Here is a 23,935-nt window from a genome sequence, read left to right on the forward strand (position 1 = left end):
CTACTCTGCTTTTAATTTCAATGATTGAAGAACTTTTTTCGGATCCTGGAATTTTGTCTGAACTTTCTGATCATCTTTCACTTTCTGAACACCTTCTAGTAAGATTTTATCTCCCGTAGCAAGTCCGGAACCTACCACATAGACATCAGGAAGCTCATAAGCAATTTTAATATTTTTAGACTTTACGGTTCCGTTTTTATCTACTACAAATACGTATTTCTGATCCTGAATCTCATACGTTGCTTTTTGAGGAATGATCAAAGCGCTTTTCAATGGCAGTGTCATTTTCACTTTACCCGTCTGGCCGTTTCTCAGCAATTTATCAGGATTTGGAAATTTCGCTCTGAAGGCAATATTTCCGGTTTCATTATCAAATTCACCTTCTATGGTCTGAACTTCTCCAGTTTGAGGGAATGGAGTTCCGTTCGCCATAATTAACGATACCTGATTGCTGCCTCTTGAGGCTACATTGGTCTGATAGTTCAAATATTCAGGCTCTGAAACATTGAAATACGTATAAACATTGGTATTATCAGACAGTGATGTCAATAAATCCCCTTCATTGATCAGACTACCCAATTTCAAAGGAATTCTGTTGATAATCCCTGAGAACGGCGCCTTGATATCTGTAAAAGACAAATGGATCTGAGCCAGCTTCATTTCAGCATTGGCACCGTCTAATTTGGCCTTCGCCATTGCTCTTTCATTTTTGGAAACAATGTTGTTACTGGCTAAAGTACTTGCGTTTTTCAACTCGATGGAAGCCTGCTCTACTTCAGCTTTGGCTTTCAACAATTCTGCCTGATACAATTGAGGCATAATCCGGAACAAGGTCTGCCCCTGGTGAACATACTGTCCTTCGTCTACATAGATTTTCTCAAGAAAACCCTTTTCCTGTGCACGAACTTCAATGTTCTTTACAGACTGGATCTGAGCTACATATTCTTTATCAATTACCGTATCCATTACTACTGGAGAGGTAACAGGATAAACTGCAGCTTCTTCTTTTTCTTCTTTTTTCTTGTTGCAACTTGTGAACAAAAAAAGACTGCTTAGCGCAATGCTTGCGACAACTCTTTTCATCATAATTCTAGAGTGTATATAAATCGTTAATGTTTTAAAATTAAATAAAAAAAGGTAATGAAAGTATTAACGCTGTGACAATTACATAAAACACAACGCATACAGCTCCCAACTCAGGATTGAGATGGAAAATAAATCGAAAAATGAAATCTTATATTCTGATAGAACGGATCAGAATGAACCTTTTTATAGAGGAAAAGTGAGATAAAAAGCCATGAATGACCGGCTTTGATCTTTTAAAGCTTTTTAAACCGAAAATATAAACCAGTGTAAAGACACTTGCAAAAAATACAACTGCCTGAAAGGTATCTGACAATTGAAAATCATCTTCTGTAAGCTCTAATGAATAAGCATTTCCCGGATCATCAGAAGATTGCTGTACAGAAAGTTTTTCGTAGGTCTGGTTTAAGCGGTTTGCTCTTTTGGGTAAATTATGAGAAGTATGACTATTGTAGTCATTGCGTAACGTTTTGACATTGATCTTACTTTCCACTACGAATAGCAGAAAAAGGCTCGTCAAAAAGTATACTATATAATTTCTCATAATGAAGGTGCAAAGGTAAGCTTTAGATTAAATACGATTCTAACTAATTTTATGATTATTACACATATTAACAATATTTAACTCTCCTTTAAATAAGCTGAAAAGGTTTTTAAATAACGTTTTTTATTAAAATCGACCTTTGTTTTTGTTTCATAATCAAATCATTATTAAAGATAATACCCCTTTCTCGTTTGTCAGAATAAATTTAAATAATCGTCAATAAACGCGTTGAATACCTTTAATATTCACATATCGGTCATACATTTCCTACTTAAAATCATTATTTAGAGAATTCTGATACTCCTAATTTGATTGTAAACAAATATAAAAATGATATTAAAAATTAATTTCATATAACATTAATATAAATTATTATGAATTATTAACATTGATATGATAATATATCTTATATTTACATTAAATTAATCCCTCAGATGTGATATTACATTACAGAGATTGATCCTAAAAAACGACCGTAACCCCGAAACCAATATCAAACTATGAAAAAAATTTCTTTTATGGCAGGGCTTTTTTTTGTCTCGACCTTCGGATTTGCCCAAGTCGGCATTGGAACCGCTTCTCCAAACCCTTCCTCAATTTTAGATATCGAATCTACCAATAAGGGAATTTTGGGACCTCGTATCAGTCTTACATCAGCCAGTATGCAATTAGGAACAGCTCCAAATGCCACTGGGCTACTGATCTATAACACCGGACCTGTTCTAACTCCAGGCTATTATTTCTGGAACGGCACCGAATGGAGAGTGTTTAACACTTCTGGAGGTGGTGGAGGCGGAAACACAAATATTGCCAGTATTGAAAGCATTGCCGTAATGGGACCTCTGGTCTCAACTACGGATAACGGACGAGCCGGATATGCACTTTCTATAAACACTCCAGACGGAAAGTTTTCTGTAAGAACTTTTATTCCTGCGAGTTCTGCATTTTCACAGGTAAATTTACAGATCAGAAATAACAGTGCTGCCAATGTAGAAATTATTTCCAACGGACATTACCTTTGGAGCGGAGCAGGAGGTTATCAGCAAAACCAGTTGAGACTTCCACCCAATGCCTGGGCCGGTGATAACGCTACATCTAGTTCCGGTTTAATAGATGCCACAACCGGAGCCAGAATTCAAACCGCTACTACCAACCCTTATTGGGGAGATCCGGAAACTTACGCAGGCGGAATGCCCGAGCAGCGTCTATATTCCTGGACATCCAATGACGGAAATGATAAAACATTCTATAAATTATATTATATGATGGGATCTTCTTCTCCCGCCAGTGCCGGAAATGCAACCACCTGTCCCTCAGGAACGTGCAATACCACTAAAGCATTCTTTACAATTGATCAAATCAAAGCACCATAGATTCTAGAAACACAGCCTATTAAAAAAGGAACAGATTTATTTTTGTTCCTTTTTATATTTCAGAAGGTACAAATTAATAATCCAGGGATCTTGGATTATTTAAAGAAAAAAATACATATTTCAACAATCAATGATTATATGATATTTTAATTAATTTATCTAAAATTAACAGATTTAAATTTATTTTTTTCGTAAATTTAAAGAATATTAATATCACCATTCATGCAACACATAAAAATCACTTATCACTATGAAAAAATTATTACTAACCTTTGTAATGGGATTTTTGGTCCTGTCCGTAGTAGCGTGTAAGCATTCAAGCAAGGAAACAGAAACTATCATTACAACTCCTGTAGATACTGAAAATGAAATAACCAAAGATATTTTCACTGATGAATCGGGAGAACAAATGGAGGTATCCATTAACCATACAAAAAATACAGCCACTATACGTCTTGACGGTAAAACCTACGAGCTTAAAAAAAGCGAAGACCTTCCAGATTATACCGCAAATAATTCCGAATATCAATACTCTAATATCAGAGGAAGTGTTTCTTTCCTGAAAAAAGATTACGATATGGTTTTATTCCACTCTAAAAAAAGTCATTCTTCAGGTTCTACAAAGATGGCATCCTATTAGCATATCCCTTTTTTAATTACTTAATTAAAATAACAGACTATGAAAAATTTATTCAGTTACCTATCTATTTTATTTTTAGGTATCGCACTTACTTCTTGTATGAGCAAGCCGGTAACAGTAAAGCCGACACAACCTACCAATGATATTACCGGAAAAACCTGGAAGCTCACAGAGATCAACGGAAAACCTATTGCTTTGGTAAATCAAAAAAGCAATCCTTATTTTAAACTGAACATGTCCGACATGAGATATGAAGGAAACGGAGGATGCAACGGTGTAGGCGGAACTTTTGAAATCCAACCGGAAGTTATGCGTATAAAATTCAATCAGGGAATGTCTACTATGATGGCCTGTGAAGACCTCGCAACAGAACAATTATTTACGAAAGCGCTGTTGACTGCTGACAATTATTCTGTAAATGGTAATACGCTGACTCTTAACAAAGCCAGAATGGCTCCGTTAGCAAAATTTGTATTACAGAATTAACAGATTCTACTAACCATTCTACATAAACAAAAAGCCGAAACAGATAAGTGTCTGCTTCGGCTTTTTCTTTTTCCAATAAAAAAGCAGAGGTATTAAAAATACCCCCACTCACTATAAATAAACCAAATCTTTTTTATTAATTATTTTTACTTAATCGCTGTAGCATAAATTGAGCTCTCACTCCATCCACCTCCATACTGTCTGATGATAGTAGCAGAATTGGGACTTCCACCTGTCACCGTACTTCCCGCGATATATCGATACGTTTTATTTCCTCCGGATGTATTATTAATAAAAATAGTCCCCTGAAATACCGAAAACTGCTGAGGATTAGTAGCTGTAGCCGGCCCCTGTACTTTAAAACTCATTAGAGTCGGTCCTCCTGTAACATCTCCTGATCTTGTTCCCACTGCATTAATTGCCAGGTTTTCTTCTGAAAATGTACTTCTTACAAACATCCAGTCATCGTTATCCAATGCTCCGGAAATTTGAGCCAACTGAGTAATGGTAACCGCCCATCTTCCAGGAGGCAAAGTAATGTATCTTCCCGTATATTTATAAACACCATCTGCATTTGTAAACGGGATATCTATTCCGGCACCTGCAATATTCTGACCTACGACAGCTTCTGCAACAGGTGTCTTCCATTCTGCTGTACCGTTGTTATCAACAGCCGTCATTACAGCACCTACAGCAACCGAATTGGGCGTAGCATTTTCAAATCTTCTTGTTCCCAAAGTATGAAAAGTAGCCTGAGGAATCGTTGTTCCCACTCCTACTCTTCCATTATTTCTTAAAACCATACCCGCCTGCTCATTTGCTGCAGTAGTCCCGGCACGGAACTCTAAAGTATTTGCAGATGTCCCCAATCCATAAAAATCCGTCCCTGAAGCATTATTATAAACTGACAGTTTTTTAATACTTGAGGTACTTCCCAAATCCAGCTTACTATTCGGTGATGTGGTCCCGATCCCCATATTACCATTATTAGTAATAACAATATCATTTGAAGCCTGAGCAGCCGTAGGAGCAGTATTGATATTATTATCTCTGTTGGCATCAATATGAAAAACCTGCTGAGGCGTGGAAGTTCCGAAACCTACACTTTGATTATCTGAGATAAAAACACCTGGTTTTGCCGGAGCAAAGGAGTATTTACCAGCCTGTGACGCTCCAATTGCCAGACCATCCATTCCGTAAACTGCACCTGCTTCTGTATTGTGTCTTATATAATATCCATAATTAGGATCATTTTCACTGAATAACAAAGAACCTCCCGAAGCATCTTTATTGGCATTCGAATGAATCCTCATCACCGGATTGGCTGTACTTCCGGATTGTGTTGCAGGTCCTCCCAATCTCATTTCTGTACCCATAATCTGTAAGTCTGCGTTTGGAGCAATAGTTCCGATTCCCACTCTTTTATTAGCGGCATCTACAGACAAAATATTTCCAGCTCCCGTACCTGTTTTATTAATGGAAAAAGCATTTATAGCTTCAGCATTAAAAGATAATGAGCTTGAATTCTGAGTAACAATACGATTTCCTGAAAGAGTACCATTAATGTTATAAAGATTATTATCCTGATCAACATTGAGCTTCACCCACTCTTTTCCATTGAAATAATAATATCCTTCCGCATCTATATTAACTGCAATTCCGGTTTTCGATCCGGTTAAAATACTGTTTACATAAATTAACGTAGAAGTGGCAATATTTGTCATTGATTGAGCTCTTTCTCTGTCAACCCTCGGAATAAGAAGACCTTCAGCTGCAGTGGCCTTTCCGGTTGAGGCTTTCGCACTAATATCTAATGTAGCTTTAGGAGTTGCAAGATTAATCCCAATCTGTGCGTAAGTAAGCCCCACCATTCCGAGAGCAAAAATAAAAGTAATTCTGTTTTTCATTTTCTTAGTGTTTATTAACTCATATTTATCTGCATATCGCTCTAAATAAGCCATATGTACAGAACATGAAGTTAAATTTTGATTGTTAAAGTGTGAGAATTTTGACGTTCAGTAGAAATTTGTCTGTGTTTTTAGAATCGTTATCTTAAATAAATCAAAATAATTGACAGGCAATGCAGATACTCTGAGATATTCGGACGCTTAAATTTGTTTTCCATTTTTTTTCTTAATTTTTAGTGTTTTGTTTTTCAATCCGGATTTATCGGTTGCAAATGTAGAACCAAGAACACAAAAAACACATACTGCAAATCCACTCCACCAATATAAAATATTGATATACAATATTTTAAAATAAATCAAGAGTAGAAATAAAGTAGAGTTAAAAAATAAAAAAGCGAGACTGATTATTAGAGTTATTCTAAGAAAAAAATAATGATGAGACATTAATGATTCGAAAAATGTTTTATTTAAAATTATGATTTTTTATAAATGATATAGCAGATCAGTAAAGAAATATTTAAAAGTACAGCGAAAATATTGGACAGAATAATAGGAAGTTCATCTTTAATAAATCCATACCAAACCCAGAGAGAAAGCCCTGAAATAAGCACTAAAAGCATAAGCCATGAAATATCGTCTACATTTTTTTTCCTCAAAACTTTAACAAGCTGGGGAACTGAAGCGGCAGAGGTAAGAACCCCTGCTATAATTCCTAAAATGTTTTCATTCATAGTTTAAAATTAATTCAAATCATTGTTGAAGATAAGAAATTTCGTGACAATCTGTAATGGAATTATTATTTTATTGAATTTAAAAAAACAGAAAGATCTTCTTCTCTGCTTAGCTTCATTTTAGATTTCACTTTTGTTTTATAAACCCTGACACTTCCGGGCGTAATATTCTCCAGTAAAGAAATCTCTTTTGAACTCAGGTTTAACCTAAAATAAACACATAATTTGACTTCATGTTCCGTAAGACCGGAAAACATTCCGGAAAGCTTTTTCATGAATTTATCATTCTCTACACTACTCTCATTCATTAAGTTATGATTTTTCTCATCGATCTGGAGTAAGTTATTAATTTTAAAAAAGAGATCTTTAACTGTTTCTTCGGCATCAATATTTTTTGATTTTTTAATTTTTTTCAAATGTTCAAGAAATGCTTTTTCGGTTTCCATCTTCAGATTGAGATTCAGATGCAGGTTTTCAATCTTACCTCTATGCATCTCGATATTTTTTTCAAGATCTTCTTTATTATTTTCAAGAATGATATTTTGGGTTTCCAGTTTGTATTTTTCTTCACGATTCTTTTTTCTGATGTTTAATAGGGCTCTGGCAAAAATGACCACGAGAACCATTACCAGAACAATTAAAAATATACTCTTTCTTCTCTGGTATTCAATCTGATAATCATATTCCTGATTGATATTTTTAATAATATATCCATTTAAGATATCAGAAACATTATCTAAATCTTTAATAATTTCCTTATTCCGTTTTTTGTTTAAAATTAAAAGTTCATTAGAATATTTTTTAAGGTTTTCCAAATCATTCGTTTTAGAATAATATTTCTGTAATATGGCACAAGCCATGATCTTTTGGGTCGTAATATTCAGTTTAGGATAAATTGCAAGGATAGTATGTATTATTTCTTTTTCTTTTTCATCCTCCATTTTCTTATTGCCCCAAATTCTATATAAATTAATAAGGGTTGATAGATTCTGAATGACGTTCAGAGAATATTTATCTCTGGTTTTATAAAACTCAATTTCTATATTCAAATATCTTTCAGCATCCGGAAAGTTTTTTTTAGATACATAATAATCACCCAGATTGCCTTTCATATCATATAAAAAAAACAACTCTTCTTCAGTTAAATTTTTTACGCTTTCTAAAATTTTAATGCCATAGCGGGTTTCCTCTATTGCCCGATCAATATCCCCCATATTAAAATCACACAACCCGAAGTTATTGTGCATGGATGCGATATATAACTTATCTTCTTTTTTAAAACTCTGTAATGCTCTATTGAAATATTGCTTAGCCACTGAATAATTACCGTGATTTAAATACCATCTGCCCTTCATATGATATATATGAGGTAAAAACATATTCGTAGGTTCTTTTTCTTCTATTTTTATAGCCTCATTTAAAAACTGAAGGCTTAGTTTCGGAGATGTCGTTTCAAGTTCCAGACCCAGAAAAAAATTACATGCAACCGTAATATATGTATATTCATCATCATTAATTCTGAGCATTTCATAGATAATAGATATCTTTTTCAACTTATCATCAGAGTACAAAGAGTTTTCAACATATTTACTGCTTAACAGATATTTAAGCTCGTGTGTTTTTTTGTATTTGTCGAACTCCCGGCGGTATAAAGATTTTAGTTTCTCTTTATTATGATTAATTGGAGTAATCTCTTTGTCAATTCCATAAAAATATTCATTATCATTTTTAGCATGACAAGAATAAATAGAGCTTAAAGCAATAAAGATGTAGATTAAAGTACGAAACATCTTGTAATTTAGAAAAATAACACTCCTGTTTCACGATTCAGGTTGATTAATTGGCTGTTTAACTATAAACATAAATTAAAAATCAAAAAGCACTTATTTAACATCTATAAAAAAAAACTTTTAGTTAAATATATTCTCAGGGAAATACGAAAAATGAAGCCTTCAAAAGTGAAAATTTTATAAAAAAATATCCAAAATAAGCACTTGGAAGTATTTTATTCCGAAACAATACATCAATGTTTAATATTTCGCAGTGAATAATACATCATAAGCAACTTAAGTTAAGCAATTGATTAAGCAGTATAATAAATTAACACAATAAAAAAATTAAAAACCTAACAACCAACTATTTAAAAAATTAAAAATTAACGATTAACACATAAATTAATACATATCATTAACGTCAATTAACACTCTGAATTGGTTATTATTTAGATCAGTCGCCTAGATTTGTTTAACAATTCGCGATAAGGAATAAATTAATCTAATCTCAAAAAAATTGTTATGAAGACTTTTAAAAATATAAATGCAGGAGCTTTAATAAAGCAAAGAGTTTTAGAATCCGATATTGACATCTCTAGAATCTGTAATTTTTTCAGTTGTACAGAAGTAGAGATTGAATACATGTATGAGCAGAAAAATATAGATACCGATATCCTTTTAAAATGGAGTAAACTTTTAGAATATGATTTCTTCAGAATATACTCTCAGCATCTCATTCTTTTTTCGCCACAAAGTAATGTTTACACCAATCAAAAGGAAAAAAATACTTCATTACCACAGTTTAGAAAAAATATTTACACAAAAGAAGTGATTGACTTCATTGTAGAACTTATACAAACCGGAGAGAAAAATATTAACCAGGTAGTTGATAAATATGGGATTCCCAAAACAACACTTCACAGATGGACTGTAAAATACCGCAAACATGAAAATAATAAAACAAAACTAAAAACACTGAATAAATAATACACAAAATCAACAAAATATGGAAAAGTCTAGCCCAAACTATAAGCAAATCTATTGTGACATCATCAACAGGAAGCATCCCAATAAAAAAATTGCCTGTGAGACCATTTTAAAAAAAGAAGAAGTCTCCATACTAGATGTCATAAAACTAAATAATATCATCTTTGGAATGAAAGATCGGGAGACCAATACTTTTGATCAGCAGCATCGATCGTATGACGAACAGTCTATTAAAGAAATTTTAGAATACCAAGAAAAAAATGATTTGAACAATACCCAATTGGCTAATCATTTTAAGCTTAGCAGAAATACAGTGGCCAAATGGAAAAAACATTTTAAACACTGGAGTTACTCTTCTACAAGCTATTGAATTTATGGCACCTACACATGATCTAAAAATACAAATGTGCAAGAAGTTTCTTTATATTAACCAAAAGTGGGGTGCCAAAATTCATTTTTAAATTAAATATTACACCAAAATCATGAGTTCATATAGTATTGTTATTAAGTGAAGAGGAAGTGCAAATAATCCGGTTTTTAGAGCTCATCCCAATCTTTAACTGGTTATTTGCCTCCCCTTTTAAGTCAAAGAAAATACACCTTCATAATATTAAGTAAAAAGAAGCAGGATCCGCAAGTCTGCTAACTTTAACAAACTAAACTGTTAGCAGCTTGTGTCCTCTTTAAAAAAGATTTTTTTCAGTTTTAAATATGTGTGTTTAAATCAATGATAAAGTTGATTTATCTTTAGTTTCTACATTTTGTAGAAACTTTTGTTTTATAAAAGGTGTTGTGGATTAGTTAATTTAAAAAATTTTAAATAATTTTCAAATATGAATAAATAAAACAATCATTTTATTAATTAACTTTATATTATTCAAAACAATGAGGATTAAAAATTTAAATAAGTGAAAGCAATGAAAATTACCGTCATTTTTAACACATTAATAACTAATACTTTAAGCTTAAAGACCAATTGTTTATATTAAGAATAAATACATAATGATATTATTAAAATACTTAGTTAATCATAATAATAATCTTATCATCTAATTTTGCATTTAAATACATAAATATGTTAAATAATTATTTCAGGCAAATAGTATATGCAATATTGTTCCTATTTATTGTGCCATTCTATGCACAAACATATTCCATTAAAAAACTTGATAGTTTAACCGATAAATACAGAATAGAAGGAAATATAGCCAAAAGTATTTCATTAAATGAAAACGCGCTTCAGCAATATAAAAAAAGTGATAATAAAGAAGGAATAATTGCCGCTCAAATCAATCTTGGAGGCCTTTCATGGTTTCTTCATGAATATAAACAAAGTCTGAAATATCTGGAAGATGCAGAAAATAATCTCAGGAAAATAAAAAACTTCACTTTGTGCGCAAAACTCTACGGTGAGTATGGACGAAACTATGCTTCATTAGGACTTCTTGAACAATCCAACAACAACCTTGACTGGTCTATTATTTTTGCCAAGCAAATTTCAGAGAGAAAAGAAAGAGAAAGATTACTGTATTTTTATTACACCTGGAAAATAGGAAATTTTGAAGAGTTGAGAAATACTGATTCCTTGAATTTTTACCAAAGAAAACGTCTTGAGCTTACAGCACAGCCTTTAACATTCGTTTATATCGCAGAAAAACATCTTAAAAATAAAAAATTAGATACCGCTGAGTATTATCTGAATAAGGCTGCTAATTTAGCCGGAGACTTCAGTCTCTATCAAAAATCAATTACCTTATTTACTTTTGGAAAATTATATACAGAAAAACAGGAATATGAAAAAGCATTAAGCTATTATCAGCAATCTCTCGAAATATCAGAACAGTTATCCCGAAAAACAGATATTAAAAGTGCTTATAAAGTAATTTCTGACACCTATAAGCATCTCAATAATGTTGAGAAAAAAAACGAATATCTTGAAAAATATTCAGACATAAAAGACAGCATAGATGCTGCTGAAAGAGAAGCATTAAGTATTCCTATCGATAAAATTATTAAGCAGGAAAATGAAAAGGAAAAAAATGAAAGAATAAAATATTTCATTGCTATATCTGCTATCATCATTGCATCTGTCATTATCGTAGCCTATATTGTAAGAAAATACATCAAAAAGCAAAAAGAAACTGAAGAAATCATCAGTGAAACATTGCATGAGACTGATGAATTGAAAAGTAAGCTAAATGAAGCCTTTGAGGAATTATCAAAATTAGCCATGACAAACGATCCGTTTTTTCTTACCCGTTTTAAAGAAGTTTATCCGGAATTTTATGAAACACTCACCTCCAGATATCCGAATTTAACGGCAAATGATATTAAGTTTTCAGCATTTTTAAGATTAAATCTTTCTACAAAAACAATTGCTCAGTATAAAAATATATCGGTACGTACGATAGAATCGAGAAAATATAGATTACGAAAAAAATTAGATCTCTCATCAGATATTGATCTCAATAAGTGGATGATGGACCTTTAATATCTGTTAATTAAAAAAAACCTTTAAGTTCTTAAAGGTTTTTTTATGTTTTCTTTTCAAATTTTTTACTATAAAAATAAATATAGGTACTTAAAAAACACTTCAACAATATTTTAAATAATTAAAATTCAAACAATTAAATTATCCGAGTAGTATTGTAGTAATAAATTTTCAAAGGAATGAGTCTATATTTGTACCATCATTCTCAAGTTAGTAAAACACAAATTTGTTCCCGAATAAGGATTTAAATAATGAGTGTAATACAATTATACTCATTTTTTCTAATTATTAATAATTTACAATTTAAAATTAGAGTGAAGTGGAAAATAGGAATGTAAATATGCTGTTTATAGAGACTCATCCCAATCTATTTGCAGGTATTTGCTTCCTATTTTATTTTTTATTTAAATCTATTCGATGAAATTTCTTCGTGCAAAGGAATATTAATTTCAATAAAATCAAATAAGCTTTTTGAAAAATAGCAGCCATTTAAGATACCTCTTGCCCCTAAACCGTTAAATACATACAAATTAACATACTCAGAATGTCTTCCAATAATAGGTCTTCTATCTTTTACGGTAGGTCTGAAACCGAAATTGACTTCTTTTACTTCAAAATAATAAGGATAAAACTCTGATAAGCCTTTAACCAGTTGATCTACCGCATAATCATCTATATTATGATGAAGCTGTTCCCTGTCATAGGTTCCGCCATAAAAATAAAGTCCATTATTGGTAGGAAATAAAAAGTGTTTCTTTTTAATCGTAATATTTTGAGGAAGGTCTTTAGAAAGCTTTACTTTAATATGATGACCTTTATTAGCATTTACTTCAATGTCAGAAAAAAAAGGATTCTCTTTTACTCCCATTCCTTCACAGAAAATAATATTTTTAAAATTAAAATCTTTATATATGGAATTTTCAGTATCAATTTTCGAATAATCGAATTTTTCATTAATAAAATTTGAATTTCTTTTTAGAAAACTAAATAAACCCATGAAAAATCCACTTACATTAAGTCTGGCAGACTGATTAACCTTTCCCGAATTAAAATCATTTTTTACTACCTCTAAATGATCGAATTTTTTGTCTAAAAATTGAACAAGGTCATTATTATCTGATTTTTTAAGCCAAAGCTTCTGTTCATTTTCATCATGAAAAATTCTGTGAATAGGAGCTTCTATTAAATAATTTTCTCCGGTATAAGATTCAATTTCTTTCAAAGAATCTTTAAGAAAGTCGATCTGTTCCTGAGCCTTCCAGAATGTTGTGAATTTCTTAAGAACAACAGGATTTATAATTCCTGCAGAAACCTGCGAAGCATTTTTTTTGTCTTCCGAAAACAGAACAAAAGACTTATTATTTTTAATCAACTGATGGGCAAAAAACAATGCTGCATAGCCATCTCCTACTATAATATAATCTACATTTTTCATAATAAAAAAACCTGAGTAAAAGTACTCAGGTTTTCTATAATTATCAAGTGAAATCTAGTAATTCCACATATCATTTTCCATTTGAAGGATTTGAGCTTTAATTCTGTCGCTCTCTTCGATCTGGTCATCAGCATCTCTAGGAATGTAGTCTTTAATAACGCCATCACCTAAACCTGTTGAAGATTTGAATATTACAGAAGAAAATCTTCTTGCATTGATCAAGTCATCAAAAGATAAATCAGCAGATGTATTCTTTCTGTTATAAACAAAATTATTAGCTAAGATATCTCTTGCGTTTGGATAATATACCCAGAAAAGATCGATCAAATCATTAGCACCAGCAAGCGGCTGCCCATCAGGACCTAATCTACCGATCATCTGAGGATCCGGACCCATTGCAGCAATACCCAAAGGTCTGTACTTCATTTGTCCGTCTCTCTTATCGATAAACCACATACCGAACACTTTTAAAACTCTAACTTTATCAGTTGTTGTTTCATAAACGTCAGTAAGCTCTTTCTTCTCCTGTTCAGTCAATTGACGTCCACTGTTTAAGATATTTACAGCTTCGTCATCAACACGTACACTCACCAATCTGTCCTTAATTTGTTGAGGAGTAAGTCTTTGAACAAAATTTTCATCATCATAAACTTCAGCGATCTGACCGCTTAAAGCACCATCTAATAGAAGTTTGTATAGAGATACTGTTTGTGTAGCTAATAATCCATCCGGGTTATTGTAATAGAATGGCTGATTGATCTTGTCATTCATATCAATAACTTCCCAAACAAACATACTTTTCATGATATCTTTATCATCAACAAACCCATATTCTAAAGGCTTAACTTTTTTGTCAATGACTGTATCTCCAACTTTCATTTTGTTTTCAGCTCTCATTTTTCTAAACTCTTCCGGAGAAGAAGCGTTTAGGATAGTCTGGGAAAACATAAAACCAGAAACTAAAACTAAAAAACTGCTAATATATTTTTTCATAATACTTTTATTGGATATTAATTAATACAGGTGATATATTTCCAACTTGTTGGGTACCTAAACCAGTAGCCGACGCTTTAATTTCAAATATATAAACACCATCTCCAGGTCTTAAATTTTTGAACATACCTGCAGCACCTTGTAACGAATTACCCTGTACCTGCATTGCTGCTCTACCCGGAACTCTAACCATGAACGATGTTACATTGAAAGATACTGGGAAGTCAAAGTCTGGAATTGTAGCTGATAATGACTGGTTTTCAACTGAAGTTGCAGGCATTGTCAACATATTTTTCCCTCTGATCTGACCTTGCGGCGGTGGTACATTTTTAATTCTGTATTCAAATACCTGAGATAAAGCTTTACCATAAGGATCTGTTCCTGATAAAGTAATCTTTAAGATATTTCCTGCACCTGGTTTTACATCCCATTTACCTGGACCTGTACTCTTAACAACAGCTCCCGGAGCAGATAATGAAAGTTTAGCATTATCAGCACCTAAGATAGAACCTGTAACCGGGTTATCAAGATTTCTATACATTACGTTCATCTTATCAGCAGAAAGTAATAAACCTTTTTGAAGTTTTACTTCTTGCGGACCAGCAATAACATTATAAGTATGAGTGAAAGGGAAGCTTTGTGCTTTACCTGTCGCATCAGTTAATGTAATATTACCACTTAAAGTATGAGGACCAATTCCACCAGTATTAAGTGAAGCATATCCTTTTCCGTTTTCCTGTCTGCTAACTCCTGACATTACAATTTTATTACTGTTAGAATAGTTTCCTAACATAATAACTGCTTCAGCCGGTTTTCCAGCTACTACATCTACCGGAGCAGAAACAATAGCTTCATAGCTTGAGAACTTGATACTAGCATCTACTTTTTCCTGAAGCATTAAAGCTAGTGCATCAGATTGTACGTTTCTTGCATCATTTTGAATAATTTCTAAATTCGAAATCGCTGCAATTAGCGGCTGATGGTAGAATTTATTCTGGAACCAAGTTTTCTCATTTGGAGATTTTCCTTTTGGATATTCAGCAATTAAAGATTTATTAGCTCTTTCCACTAAATCTTTTAACTGAGGATTATTACCAAAAGTACTGTTGATATAATTTCTTACATCATCAATTTTAGCTTTTAAATCATTAGCACCTTTCGAAGGGCTATTTTCATCTCCTTCTTTAAAGAAGTATTCAGTAGTTGCTTCATTATTATTTAATGCGGCAAAATTTTCACTTACATCGATATCTTTTCCTGTTTTAGGATCTTTATCGTGAAATTCTGATTTCTTTTTTAATTGGTCTTTAATTTTTTGAGCATGATCTACCAGGCTGTTGATCTTATCTCTCAAAACTTTATACTGTTCCCAAGGCTGAGCATAAGTATCTGGTACCTGCTGTGCTTTTGCTTCAAGGGTTTTCTCGAAAATCTTTTCGTTTTTCTTTTCAGTTAAAGTTCTTGTTTCATTAAGAGCTTTGGTAGAATCATAATATGATCTGATGATTTCTGCATCAATGTTTAGGGCCATCATAGCGATGAACACCAGATACATTAGGTTGATCATCTTCTGACGAGGGGTCTGTTTTCCTGCTGCCATTCTTTTTCTTTGTTTTTTTGATTAAGTAGTTAAATTTAGAAAATGGGTCAGGAAATTAAGATTTCATCGCAGTTAACATACCACCATAAACTCTGTTTAAGTTATTTAAGTTAGATGTTAGACCTTGTAACTCTTGATTGAATTTTTCTGATTGTTCAGCAGATTTTTGCATATCTGCTACGTATTTGTTAGCAAATTCTGATTGTTTTTTACCGCTTTCCAACTGCATTGCATATAAAGCATTCATGCTTTCCATGTGAGTTGCAGCCTTATTAAGCTGATCATTATATTTATGAGTAGAAGCAGAAACATCTACTGTTTGATTGATCTGATCAACAGAATTTGAAAATTTATCGATACCTGTTCTTAATCTTTCGAATAATTGAACGTCTAACTTAGCGTCTTCAAGCATTTTGTCTAATTTAGTTGAAAGAGAATTCTCTAATTCAGCAAATTGAGCAGCAGCATTATTATTTCTAGAAGATACATTAGAATGTAAAGGATTTGGGTTAGCATGCTTATCTAATAATTCAGGATAAACATTTTCCCAAGCATAAGACTCTTCAGATTTTGGAGGGTCAAATGCGAAGATGATGAAGATAATTGCTTCAGTAATAAGTCCCACAGTAAGAGCTATGTTACCATTAATAGGCCCCAAAGTAATGTGAGTAATTTTAAGCCAAGCTCCAAGAATTACAATTGCAGCACCGAATGAATAGAAGAAATTCATCCAAGCATCTTTAGTCTTAAACATATAAGTTAGTTTTTTTTAATGTTAAATAAAATTGTTATTGAAAAATAGTTGTGCGAAGATTATCTGTTAACTCTCCTTGGTTTAACAGCTGCTTCAGGAATATCCTGTACAGTTCTGAATCCAATATAACTTCTAGCTGAATCTTTTCTTTCCCAATCTCTAGAACCAGTCATCAACATATATCCTACATCTTTCCAAGAACCACCTCTTACAGATTTTCTTGTATCCGTCTGCCCTTTAGTAGTAGGGTTTAGAGTAGATGAGAATCCGTATGAAGAGTTGTTATAATCGGATACAGTCCATTCAGAAACGTTTCCAGCCATGTCATATAACCCAAATCCATTTTTCTTAAATTTCTTTACTGGAGCTGCATATGTATAAGTACCTTTTTTCTCGTCTTCCATGTAGTTACCTCTCTTTGGTTTAAAGTTTGCAAGGTAGCAACCTCTGTCATCCATCAAGTAAGGACCTCCCCAAGGGTAAGTAGCATTTTGCATACCTCCTTTTGCAGCGTACTCCCACTCAAATTCTGTAGGTAAACGGAACACTAATGGTCTTTGTTTTTTTCTTTTTAAACTTTCGTTGTAGTCAGATTTCAATTTTGATCTGAAGTTACAGTAAGCTCTTGCCTGATCCCAAGTAACTCCTACAACAGGATAATCTTTATAAGCCTTGTGCCAGAAATATTGCTCAAATAATGGCTCATTATAAGCGAAGTGGAAATCTTTAACCCAAACAGTTGTATCAGGATAAATAGCAATACTAGAACTTCTAAGGTAGTTTACACCTCTTTCTTTCTCAGCAAGCGCAGCATCCATATCTCCCCATCTGTACGTATATTTCAATTTACTAACATCAAGAATTCTTTCATTAGATACTCTTGAAGAAGCTGGTAAATACATAGATTCTAACACTTCTGCGTATTCTACATCAGGATATTTAGATGTAGACCAGTGCAAAGGAACTTTCCAATCCAATTTCTTGGTTGCATCGTATCCGTCATCTTCTCTACCTCCTTGTCCTTCTAAATATTCTTGATATGGTGTTAAATTTTCTTCTTTTTGAGCCAGGTATGCATAATCTCCTATGTTTGTCCCTCTTCCTTTACCTTCGCCCCCTTCACCGGCAGCTTCAGCAAGTAAAGTTCTAGCGATAGAATCTCTTACATAATTAATGAATACTCTGTACTCTGCATTAGTAGTTTCTGCTTCATCCATGAAGAATGCGGAAACAGTAACTGTTTTCAAAGCTGCTTTCTCAGGGGTATTTGTAGGGTCCTGATCTGCTAAACCTGCAACAAATGATCCTGCAGGGATTGCAACCATTCCGTATGGTCTTTCTGCAACAAATGATTTAGTTTTTTCTCTTGGTATCAACTCTCCTTTTGTTCCGGGTTTCCCTACTGAAGAAGATCCCCCACCTGAACAAGATACCGATGCTACTGACGCAGACAATAATAAAAGAAATATCCTTTTCATGTTAATTTTTATAATTAAGCCGTAAATATATAATTTTTTTAAGAAACTTTTAAGATTTTTTTTGAAATAACGGAAGAAATCTAAATTTATTTTATTTCCAACAAATAATTATTCCACCGTTACCGACTTTGCAAGGTTTCTCGGCTGATCTACATTAGCTCCTCTATACACTGCAATATAGTATGCTAGCAGCTGTAAAGGCACTGACGCGACGATTGGTGAGAAACATTCCGAAGTCTCAGGAATCTCAATAACATAATCTGCCATTGCGCTTACCTGTTTGTCTCCTTTATTTACAACAGCAATAATTTTCCCTTTTCTGGCTTTAATTTCCTGAACATTGCTTACAATCTTATCATAATGTCCTTTTTTAGGAGCAATAATTACGATTGGCATATTTTCATCAATTAAAGCGATAGGTCCGTGCTTCATTTCTGCAGCCGGATATCCTTCAGCATGAATATAAGAGATTTCTTTTAATTTTAAAGCACCTTCCAATGCTGCAGGATAATTGTATCCTCTTCCTAAATAAAGGAAATTGGTAGCACTGATAAAGTCTTTTGCGATGCTTTGAGTCAATTCGTGAGTAGAATTTAACACATCTTCAATTTTCTTAGGAATAGCATCAAGCTCAGCAATTAAGCTCATAAATTCAGCATTTCCTAAGTTACCATTATGTTTACCTAATTTAAAAGCAATTAAAGTAAGAATAGTAAGCTGCGCTGTAAACGCTTTTGTAGACGCTACACCAATTTCAGGACCGGCGTGCGTATATGAACCTGCATCGGTAATTCTTGCAATAGAAGAATCCACCACATTACAGATACCATATATAAATGCTCCTTTCTCTTTTGCTAATTTTAAAGCAGCCATCGTATCTGCAGTTTCTCCCGATTGAGAAATAGCAATCACAACATCTTTATCTGTAATAATCGGGTTTCTGTATCTGAATTCTGAAGCATATTCTACTTCTACAGGAATTCTTGCGTACTCCTCGATAAGATATTCACCGATAAGACCGGCATGCCATGAAGTTCCACAAGCAATAATAATGATTCTGTTTGCGTTTTTGAATTTCTCGATATGATCCCAGATTCCGGCCATTTTAATAACACCCTCATCTACAATCAGTCTACCTCTCATGGTATCGTGTACAGATTTTGGCTGTTCAAAAATTTCCTTAAGCATAAAATGCTCATATCCACCTTTCTCAATCTGTTCTAAACTCAACTTAAGCTCCTGAATTTCAGCTTCTATTTTAGAATTATCATTGATTGTTCTGATGTCTACTCCATTTTCCAATGAAATGGTAGCCATATGACCTTCTTCAAGATAAATGGCTTCTTTTGTAAACTCCACAAACGGAGAAGCATCAGAAGCAATAAAATATTCCTTTTCTCCGATACCGATTGCCAATGGAGAGCCTAATCTTCCCACTACCAATACTCCCGGATAATCTTCATGCATTACAGTAATTGCATAAGCTCCGTAAACTTCGTTAAGGGCGTATCTGACTGCTGTAGGGAAATCCATTTCGGTATTTAAATCCATAAAATACTGAACAAGATTTACCAATACCTCGGTATCAGTTTCAGATTTAAAGCTGAAACCTTTTTCTGTAAGCATTGTTTTTATGGTATCATAATTTTCGATGATACCATTATGAACAAGTGCTATTTTTCCGTTATTTGATAAATGCGGGTGAGAATTTCTATCACTTGGTACTCCGTGAGTTGCCCAACGCGTGTGCCCCATCCCTATTTTTGCTATACCTTTTAGTTGTTTAGAGATATTAACAAGATCATCTACTTTCCCTTTTGTTTTTTCAACTTCCAATTTATTATTTTCTGTTTCCAAAACAATACCGGCACTGTCGTAGCCTCTGTATTCTAATCTTCTAAGACCATTAATAACTATATCGTAAGCGTCCTGAAATCCTGTATATCCTACAATTCCGCACATAATTTAATCAAGTGTTTTTAATTTTTTTACTTTGTCCCGTAGATAACTCTAAGGCTGACTTTTTTGTTAGTTCCATCATTTCCAATAAACACAGCTCTATCTCTTATATATGCTCTGGATGTATATTGGAATCCTGCTAAAGTTCCTGTCGTTGTTGTCAGGAAGCTTCCAAGATCTATTTTAAAATATTTATCAGCATTGCTCTTTCCTGCTTCTACAAGGTCCTTCACGGATTTTGTAACCGTAAACTCATAATAAGCCTGTTCTTCGTCCAATTTAAATGCTCTGTAAATGGCAAAGTTATTTGAACCGGCTATCTCCGTAAGGTCTGTTGTGAAAGTCGATTTTGTTACTCCATCTACTTTATCCTTTTGAATAATAGTAAATGCCGTTGGTTTTGCATAAGTATTTTTATTCCAATCATTTTTGTCTGTATAAATTCTCACTTTTGCACTAATAATCGCAGCTTTATTATTTTGATATAAATTTTTAAGACTGTCAACTGTAGTAGAAGGAATCTTAATACCGATTGAGTTTCCACCCATACCTTGTGTATAAAGCTTTTCATCTCCAGTCACTTTATTTCCTATAGAGGCTGAAGCTACTGCAGATCCCGTTCTGTCATATTCGTATTGACCAATGTGTGCGTTCGCAGAACCTAACGCAAATGTATAAGTAGTTTGTGGTCTTGTTGTCGTACCGTTCTCCGTTTTATCCGATTTATAATACATGATCAATTCCATATCATTAGGACTGATCTGCATTAAATATCCATCATCTTCCAAAACAGAAATTCTTAATCCTCTGAAATGTCTGATGAAGTTTGAAGCATCCTGAAGTTCAGGCTTTCCTTTCATCGCTATAATTTTCGATTGGAAAACCGAAGGAGTTAATTGAAGTCTGATGGCAGGAGTAGTTGTTGCAAATAACGAAGATGCATCAGAATCTTTAGTGATTGTGACTGTATTTACCTTTCCGTCAAATACTTTAGAAGCAAGCGGTGTTGGGTTAACAGCATAAGTTTTATTAGACTTTACACTATCAGAAGGACTGTTTAAGAAGTCAAGAACCTCATGAACCTGAAGAGTCATTTGTTTTTTGGCTCTACCATATTTATTAACAGGATAAGTATTGACTACTTTTTTAGCATCAACATTCCCATCAGGATACACATAATTTTCATCTGTAGTTGTTGTCAGAGAGTCGGAAGCGTAAGTAGGCTTTATTACTAAAACCACTGAGTCTACCTGAGCATTCGTTCCAAAATCAGGGTTGTATGTTGATAATCTTAATTGTGTAAGATAAGAAGCTCTCTGCATACCAAACTGCCCTTCTTTAAAAGCTCCCAGTACGGCACTTGTCAATTTAGAAGCATCACTTCTGATACTGTCATGATTGTCAATATTAAAAGCAATCACACTAAAGGATTTTTCATTACCCTGCGCAGCATCGTCTAAATGCAGCTGTTCTCCTAAAGTATCCGGATCAGGTTCGCAATTATACAGTAATGCACTTCCAAAAATCGCTAAAAAAAGTATAGCGAATGTCCTTTTAATTGTATAAGTCATTAAAAATGTGTTTTTTTAATAAATTTGATTTATAGAATCTACATCGAGATATTCCGATTTAGAAGTTGTTGTCTCATTGAAGGCTTTATCCAAGTCTCCATCCAGAAATTCATCTCCTTTTATCACAGCGTCAACATATTTCATACTTTCAATTACAAAACTCTGAGTTGTTGGATTATCTAACGCTTTTAATCCCGAAATATTATCAAATGCTAATTTTTCAGCAATATTTTTATCTAAAGGTGCTTCTTTTTCATTGTATAATGAAAGTACGATTTTTGCATCTTTGAAATAAGTATCGGATTCGTAATATGTTTTAAGATAAACAGGAACGAAGGAAGACATCCATCCGTTCAAATGAATCACATCAGGAACCCAGTTTAGTTTTTTAATCGTTTCAATAACCCCTCTGGCAAAGAAAATCGCTCTTTCATCGTTATCATCAAAAGGATTCCCTTCATCATCAACGTAGTATTGTTTTCTTTTGAAATATTCTTCATTATCTATAAAGTAGACCTGAAGTCTTTCCCCCGGAAGAGACGCTACTTTAATAATTAGAGGCTGATCAAGATCATTAATAATAATATTCATCCCTGAAAGACGAATTACCTCATGAAGCTGGAATTTTCGCTCACTTATTTGTCCAAATCTTGGCATAAAAACTCTTACATCATTACCCTCATTGTGCATCTTAAGTGCCATTTTGTTTACTACGGTAGCCATATTTGTGTCTTCTTGATATGGAAACATCTCTGTAGTAATGTACAGTATCTTTTGATTCGGCATAAACTTCTATCTAATTTTTGTAAAATTGCTTTAATGTGCAAAATTACAAAAAAACATCCAACATTATTTTAATTAACATTTTTTTACGATAATTCCCTTTTCCAAATTATCAAAACGACACTTTATTATATGATATTTTTAGTATTTTTGAATTACTATTAATATAAACTATGGAAGTTTTAAAAAATAAAAAAACGTTACAGGATTTCGTTGAAAGACAGAAAGAAATGGGTAAAAAGATAGGTTTTGCACCTACAATGGGAGCCCTGCATAATGGGCATCTTTCTTTATATGAAGAGGCAAGAAAAGAAAATGATCTGGTTGTTTCATCAATTTTTGTTAATCCTACTCAATTTAATAATCCGGAAGACCTTGAAAAATATCCAAGAGACATCAATAGAGATATTTTAATTCTTCAGAATTCGGAGTTAGTAGATGCTGTTTACATCCCAGAAGTGACTGATATCTATCCTGAAAAAGCAGAAAGCCAACATTATGATTTTGACGGACTGGAAAATGAAATGGAAGGAAAATCAAGACCCGGGCATTTTGATGGGGTAGGAACCGTCGTTGAAGAGCTTTTCAGACAGGTAAAGCCGGACAATGCTTATTTTGGGGAAAAAGATTTCCAGCAACTGGCTATTATTAAAAAAATGGTTGAAAAGAAAAATCTGCCGGTAAAAATTAAAGGAGTCCCTATTTACAGAGCTGAAAATGGCTTGGCACTGAGCTCAAGAAATCAAAGACTTCATGAAGACAGAAAAGAAGCATCAAAAGTCATTTATGAAACTTTAAAAAAAGTAAACAGTTGGTTTAAGGATATTACAGTTTCTGAAATTAAAGAAAAAGTACAAGATATATTCGATGATCAAAAGGGTATGCATCTGGAATATTTTATGATCGCGAACGAAGAAACATTAAAAGAGACTGATTTTTTCTACAAAGATAAAAACTACAGAGCTTTTATTGTAGTCGTAGTTGATGGTGTGCGACTGATCGATAACATGCATTTGGCTTAGTCTGAATTTAACTTTAATATTCTCTGTGAAATCTTAAAGTTAAATACTTTATATAAAAAAAATCAAAGGCTTCTTGAGGAAGCCTTTGAAACACCAAATCACAAAATATTAATATGAAAAAAATTTACTTTTCAGTAAACTTGTGACCCGGCTGGGATTCGAACCCAGGACCCATACATTAAAAGTGTATTGCTCTACCAGCTGAGCTACCGAGTCGGTCACTTATTCACGATACATTAAAAATGAATTTCGTTTTTTAAGCGGTGCAAAGATACAATTTTTTTTGTACTTGCAAAATTTATTTTTCAAAATCAAAGGCTTCTTTT

Annotated in this window: 20 protein-coding genes and 1 tRNA gene; 7 read left to right on the top strand and 14 right to left on the bottom strand. The window is 33.1% G+C overall.

All coding sequences use genetic code 11. From position 1 onward, the window contains the following. Both M2373_RS06230 and M2373_RS06235 read right to left on the bottom strand, forming a co-directional pair. Window positions 1–1,083, bottom strand: coding sequence for an efflux RND transporter periplasmic adaptor subunit (locus M2373_RS06230; RefSeq protein WP_259108898.1), 1,083 nt, complete (start codon window positions 1,081–1,083; stop codon window positions 1–3). Between the two features lie 151 nt (window positions 1,084–1,234). After that, complete coding sequence (locus M2373_RS06235; protein WP_259108690.1) at window positions 1,235–1,627, bottom strand: hypothetical protein; 393 nt, start codon at window positions 1,625–1,627, stop codon at window positions 1,235–1,237. 500 nt (window positions 1,628–2,127) lie between these two features. Here M2373_RS06235 and M2373_RS06240 point away from each other — a divergent pair, with 500 nt between their 5' ends. The 3 genes from M2373_RS06240 to M2373_RS06250 all read left to right on the top strand — a co-directional run bounded on the left by M2373_RS06240 (window position 2,128) and on the right by M2373_RS06250 (window position 4,126). Beyond that, complete coding sequence (locus M2373_RS06240; RefSeq protein ID WP_259108692.1) at window positions 2,128–3,000, top strand: hypothetical protein; 873 nt, start codon at window positions 2,128–2,130, stop codon at window positions 2,998–3,000. 250 nt (window positions 3,001–3,250) lie between these two features. Next, window positions 3,251–3,640 carry a hypothetical protein gene (locus M2373_RS06245; RefSeq protein WP_259108694.1) on the top strand — a complete coding sequence of 130 codons (390 nt, stop codon included), beginning with the start codon at window positions 3,251–3,253 and terminating at the stop codon, window positions 3,638–3,640. Between the two features lie 39 nt (window positions 3,641–3,679). Continuing rightward, complete coding sequence (locus M2373_RS06250; protein ID WP_259108696.1) at window positions 3,680–4,126, top strand: META domain-containing protein; 447 nt, start codon at window positions 3,680–3,682, stop codon at window positions 4,124–4,126. A gap of 146 nt (window positions 4,127–4,272) precedes the next feature. On the opposite strand, the gene M2373_RS06255 is transcribed toward M2373_RS06250, so the two are convergent. The 3 genes from M2373_RS06255 to M2373_RS06265 all read right to left on the bottom strand — a co-directional run bounded on the left by M2373_RS06255 (window position 4,273) and on the right by M2373_RS06265 (window position 8,554). Then, window positions 4,273–6,033, bottom strand: a complete 1,761-nt coding sequence (locus M2373_RS06255; protein ID WP_259108698.1) for a hypothetical protein — start codon at window positions 6,031–6,033, stop codon at window positions 4,273–4,275. A 473-nt stretch (window positions 6,034–6,506) separates the two neighbouring features. Beyond that, window positions 6,507–6,764 carry a SemiSWEET transporter gene (locus M2373_RS06260; protein ID WP_259108700.1) on the bottom strand — a complete coding sequence of 86 codons (258 nt, stop codon included), beginning with the start codon at window positions 6,762–6,764 and terminating at the stop codon, window positions 6,507–6,509. 65 nt (window positions 6,765–6,829) lie between these two features. Continuing rightward, a complete protein-coding gene (locus M2373_RS06265; RefSeq protein WP_259108702.1) occupies window positions 6,830–8,554 on the bottom strand; it encodes a hypothetical protein in 1,725 nt (574 codons plus the stop codon). A 504-nt stretch (window positions 8,555–9,058) separates the two neighbouring features. Here M2373_RS06265 and M2373_RS06270 point away from each other — a divergent pair. The 3 genes from M2373_RS06270 to M2373_RS06280 all read left to right on the top strand — a co-directional run bounded on the left by M2373_RS06270 (window position 9,059) and on the right by M2373_RS06280 (window position 12,014). Beyond that, entirely contained in the window at window positions 9,059–9,523 is a 465-nt protein-coding gene (locus M2373_RS06270) for a transposase (RefSeq protein WP_259108704.1), read from the top strand. A gap of 19 nt (window positions 9,524–9,542) precedes the next feature. Beyond that, window positions 9,543–9,893, top strand: coding sequence for a helix-turn-helix domain-containing protein (locus M2373_RS06275; protein WP_259108706.1), 351 nt, complete (start codon window positions 9,543–9,545; stop codon window positions 9,891–9,893). A 705-nt stretch (window positions 9,894–10,598) separates the two neighbouring features. Further along, a complete protein-coding gene (locus tag M2373_RS06280; protein ID WP_259108708.1) occupies window positions 10,599–12,014 on the top strand; it encodes a tetratricopeptide repeat protein in 1,416 nt (471 codons plus the stop codon). 400 nt (window positions 12,015–12,414) lie between these two features. On the opposite strand, the gene M2373_RS06285 is transcribed toward M2373_RS06280, so the two are convergent. The 8 genes from M2373_RS06285 to M2373_RS06320 all read right to left on the bottom strand — a co-directional run bounded on the left by M2373_RS06285 (window position 12,415) and on the right by M2373_RS06320 (window position 22,590). Continuing rightward, on the bottom strand, window positions 12,415–13,449 hold the full coding sequence (locus tag M2373_RS06285; RefSeq protein WP_259108710.1) for an FAD-binding oxidoreductase: 1,035 nt from the start codon (window positions 13,447–13,449) through the stop codon (window positions 12,415–12,417). 54 nt (window positions 13,450–13,503) lie between these two features. After that, window positions 13,504–14,442, bottom strand: a complete 939-nt coding sequence (gene gldN / locus M2373_RS06290; protein ID WP_259108712.1) for a gliding motility protein GldN — start codon at window positions 14,440–14,442, stop codon at window positions 13,504–13,506. 7 nt (window positions 14,443–14,449) lie between these two features. Further along, on the bottom strand, window positions 14,450–16,042 hold the full coding sequence (locus M2373_RS06295) for a GldM family protein (protein WP_259108714.1): 1,593 nt from the start codon (window positions 16,040–16,042) through the stop codon (window positions 14,450–14,452). A gap of 55 nt (window positions 16,043–16,097) precedes the next feature. Continuing rightward, the gene (gene gldL / locus M2373_RS06300; RefSeq protein WP_259108716.1) at window positions 16,098–16,796 is read right to left on the bottom strand and encodes a gliding motility protein GldL; all 699 of its coding nucleotides are present in this window, start codon (window positions 16,794–16,796) and stop codon (window positions 16,098–16,100) included. Window positions 16,797–16,855: 59 nt separating this feature from the next. Further along, window positions 16,856–18,274 carry a gliding motility lipoprotein GldK gene (gene gldK / locus M2373_RS06305; RefSeq protein ID WP_259108718.1) on the bottom strand — a complete coding sequence of 473 codons (1,419 nt, stop codon included), beginning with the start codon at window positions 18,272–18,274 and terminating at the stop codon, window positions 16,856–16,858. A gap of 108 nt (window positions 18,275–18,382) precedes the next feature. After that, window positions 18,383–20,236, bottom strand: coding sequence for a glutamine--fructose-6-phosphate transaminase (isomerizing) (gene glmS / locus M2373_RS06310; RefSeq protein WP_259108721.1), 1,854 nt, complete (start codon window positions 20,234–20,236; stop codon window positions 18,383–18,385). Window positions 20,237–20,262: 26 nt separating this feature from the next. After that, window positions 20,263–21,804 carry a DUF4270 domain-containing protein gene (locus M2373_RS06315; protein WP_259108723.1) on the bottom strand — a complete coding sequence of 514 codons (1,542 nt, stop codon included), beginning with the start codon at window positions 21,802–21,804 and terminating at the stop codon, window positions 20,263–20,265. A gap of 15 nt (window positions 21,805–21,819) precedes the next feature. Then, window positions 21,820–22,590 (bottom strand): glycogen/starch synthase, encoded by a 771-nt coding sequence (locus M2373_RS06320; protein ID WP_259108725.1) that lies wholly within the window; start codon window positions 22,588–22,590, stop codon window positions 21,820–21,822. Between the two features lie 170 nt (window positions 22,591–22,760). Here M2373_RS06320 and panC point away from each other — a divergent pair, with 170 nt between their 5' ends. Further along, window positions 22,761–23,609, top strand: a complete 849-nt coding sequence (gene panC / locus M2373_RS06325) for a pantoate--beta-alanine ligase (RefSeq protein WP_259108727.1) — start codon at window positions 22,761–22,763, stop codon at window positions 23,607–23,609. Between the two features lie 143 nt (window positions 23,610–23,752). On the opposite strand, the gene M2373_RS06330 is transcribed toward panC, so the two are convergent. Beyond that, window positions 23,753–23,825, bottom strand: a tRNA-Lys gene (locus tag M2373_RS06330). Window positions 23,826–23,935 lie beyond the last annotated feature (110 nt).

The organism is Chryseobacterium sp. JUb7 (genome assembly GCF_024806495.1).
GTDB lineage: Bacteria > Bacteroidota > Bacteroidia > Flavobacteriales > Weeksellaceae > Chryseobacterium.

Bases quoted from the DNA above. Each gene is read 5' to 3' on its own strand.
- M2373_RS06230 (WP_259108898.1), bottom strand. From the start codon at position 1,083: ATGAAAAGAGTTGTCGCAAGCATTGCGCTAAGCAGTCTTTTTTTGTTC.
- M2373_RS06235 (WP_259108690.1), bottom strand. From the start codon at position 1,627: ATGAGAAATTATATAGTATACTTTTTGACGAGCCTTTTTCTGCTATTC.
- M2373_RS06240 (WP_259108692.1), top strand. From the start codon at position 2,128: ATGAAAAAAATTTCTTTTATGGCAGGGCTTTTTTTTGTCTCGACCTTC.
- M2373_RS06245 (WP_259108694.1), top strand. From the start codon at position 3,251: ATGAAAAAATTATTACTAACCTTTGTAATGGGATTTTTGGTCCTGTCC.
- M2373_RS06250 (WP_259108696.1), top strand. From the start codon at position 3,680: ATGAAAAATTTATTCAGTTACCTATCTATTTTATTTTTAGGTATCGCA.
- M2373_RS06255 (WP_259108698.1), bottom strand. From the start codon at position 6,033: ATGAAAAACAGAATTACTTTTATTTTTGCTCTCGGAATGGTGGGGCTT.
- M2373_RS06260 (WP_259108700.1), bottom strand. From the start codon at position 6,764: ATGAATGAAAACATTTTAGGAATTATAGCAGGGGTTCTTACCTCTGCC.
- M2373_RS06265 (WP_259108702.1), bottom strand. From the start codon at position 8,554: ATGTTTCGTACTTTAATCTACATCTTTATTGCTTTAAGCTCTATTTAT.
- M2373_RS06270 (WP_259108704.1), top strand. From the start codon at position 9,059: ATGAAGACTTTTAAAAATATAAATGCAGGAGCTTTAATAAAGCAAAGA.
- M2373_RS06275 (WP_259108706.1), top strand. From the start codon at position 9,543: ATGGAAAAGTCTAGCCCAAACTATAAGCAAATCTATTGTGACATCATC.
- M2373_RS06280 (WP_259108708.1), top strand. From the start codon at position 10,599: ATGTTAAATAATTATTTCAGGCAAATAGTATATGCAATATTGTTCCTA.
- M2373_RS06285 (WP_259108710.1), bottom strand. From the start codon at position 13,449: ATGAAAAATGTAGATTATATTATAGTAGGAGATGGCTATGCAGCATTG.
- gldN (WP_259108712.1), bottom strand. From the start codon at position 14,442: ATGAAAAAATATATTAGCAGTTTTTTAGTTTTAGTTTCTGGTTTTATG.
- M2373_RS06295 (WP_259108714.1), bottom strand. From the start codon at position 16,042: ATGGCAGCAGGAAAACAGACCCCTCGTCAGAAGATGATCAACCTAATG.
- gldL (WP_259108716.1), bottom strand. From the start codon at position 16,796: ATGTTTAAGACTAAAGATGCTTGGATGAATTTCTTCTATTCATTCGGT.
- gldK (WP_259108718.1), bottom strand. From the start codon at position 18,274: ATGAAAAGGATATTTCTTTTATTATTGTCTGCGTCAGTAGCATCGGTA.
- glmS (WP_259108721.1), bottom strand. From the start codon at position 20,236: ATGTGCGGAATTGTAGGATATACAGGATTTCAGGACGCTTACGATATA.
- M2373_RS06315 (WP_259108723.1), bottom strand. From the start codon at position 21,804: ATGACTTATACAATTAAAAGGACATTCGCTATACTTTTTTTAGCGATT.
- M2373_RS06320 (WP_259108725.1), bottom strand. From the start codon at position 22,590: ATGCCGAATCAAAAGATACTGTACATTACTACAGAGATGTTTCCATAT.
- panC (WP_259108727.1), top strand. From the start codon at position 22,761: ATGGAAGTTTTAAAAAATAAAAAAACGTTACAGGATTTCGTTGAAAGA.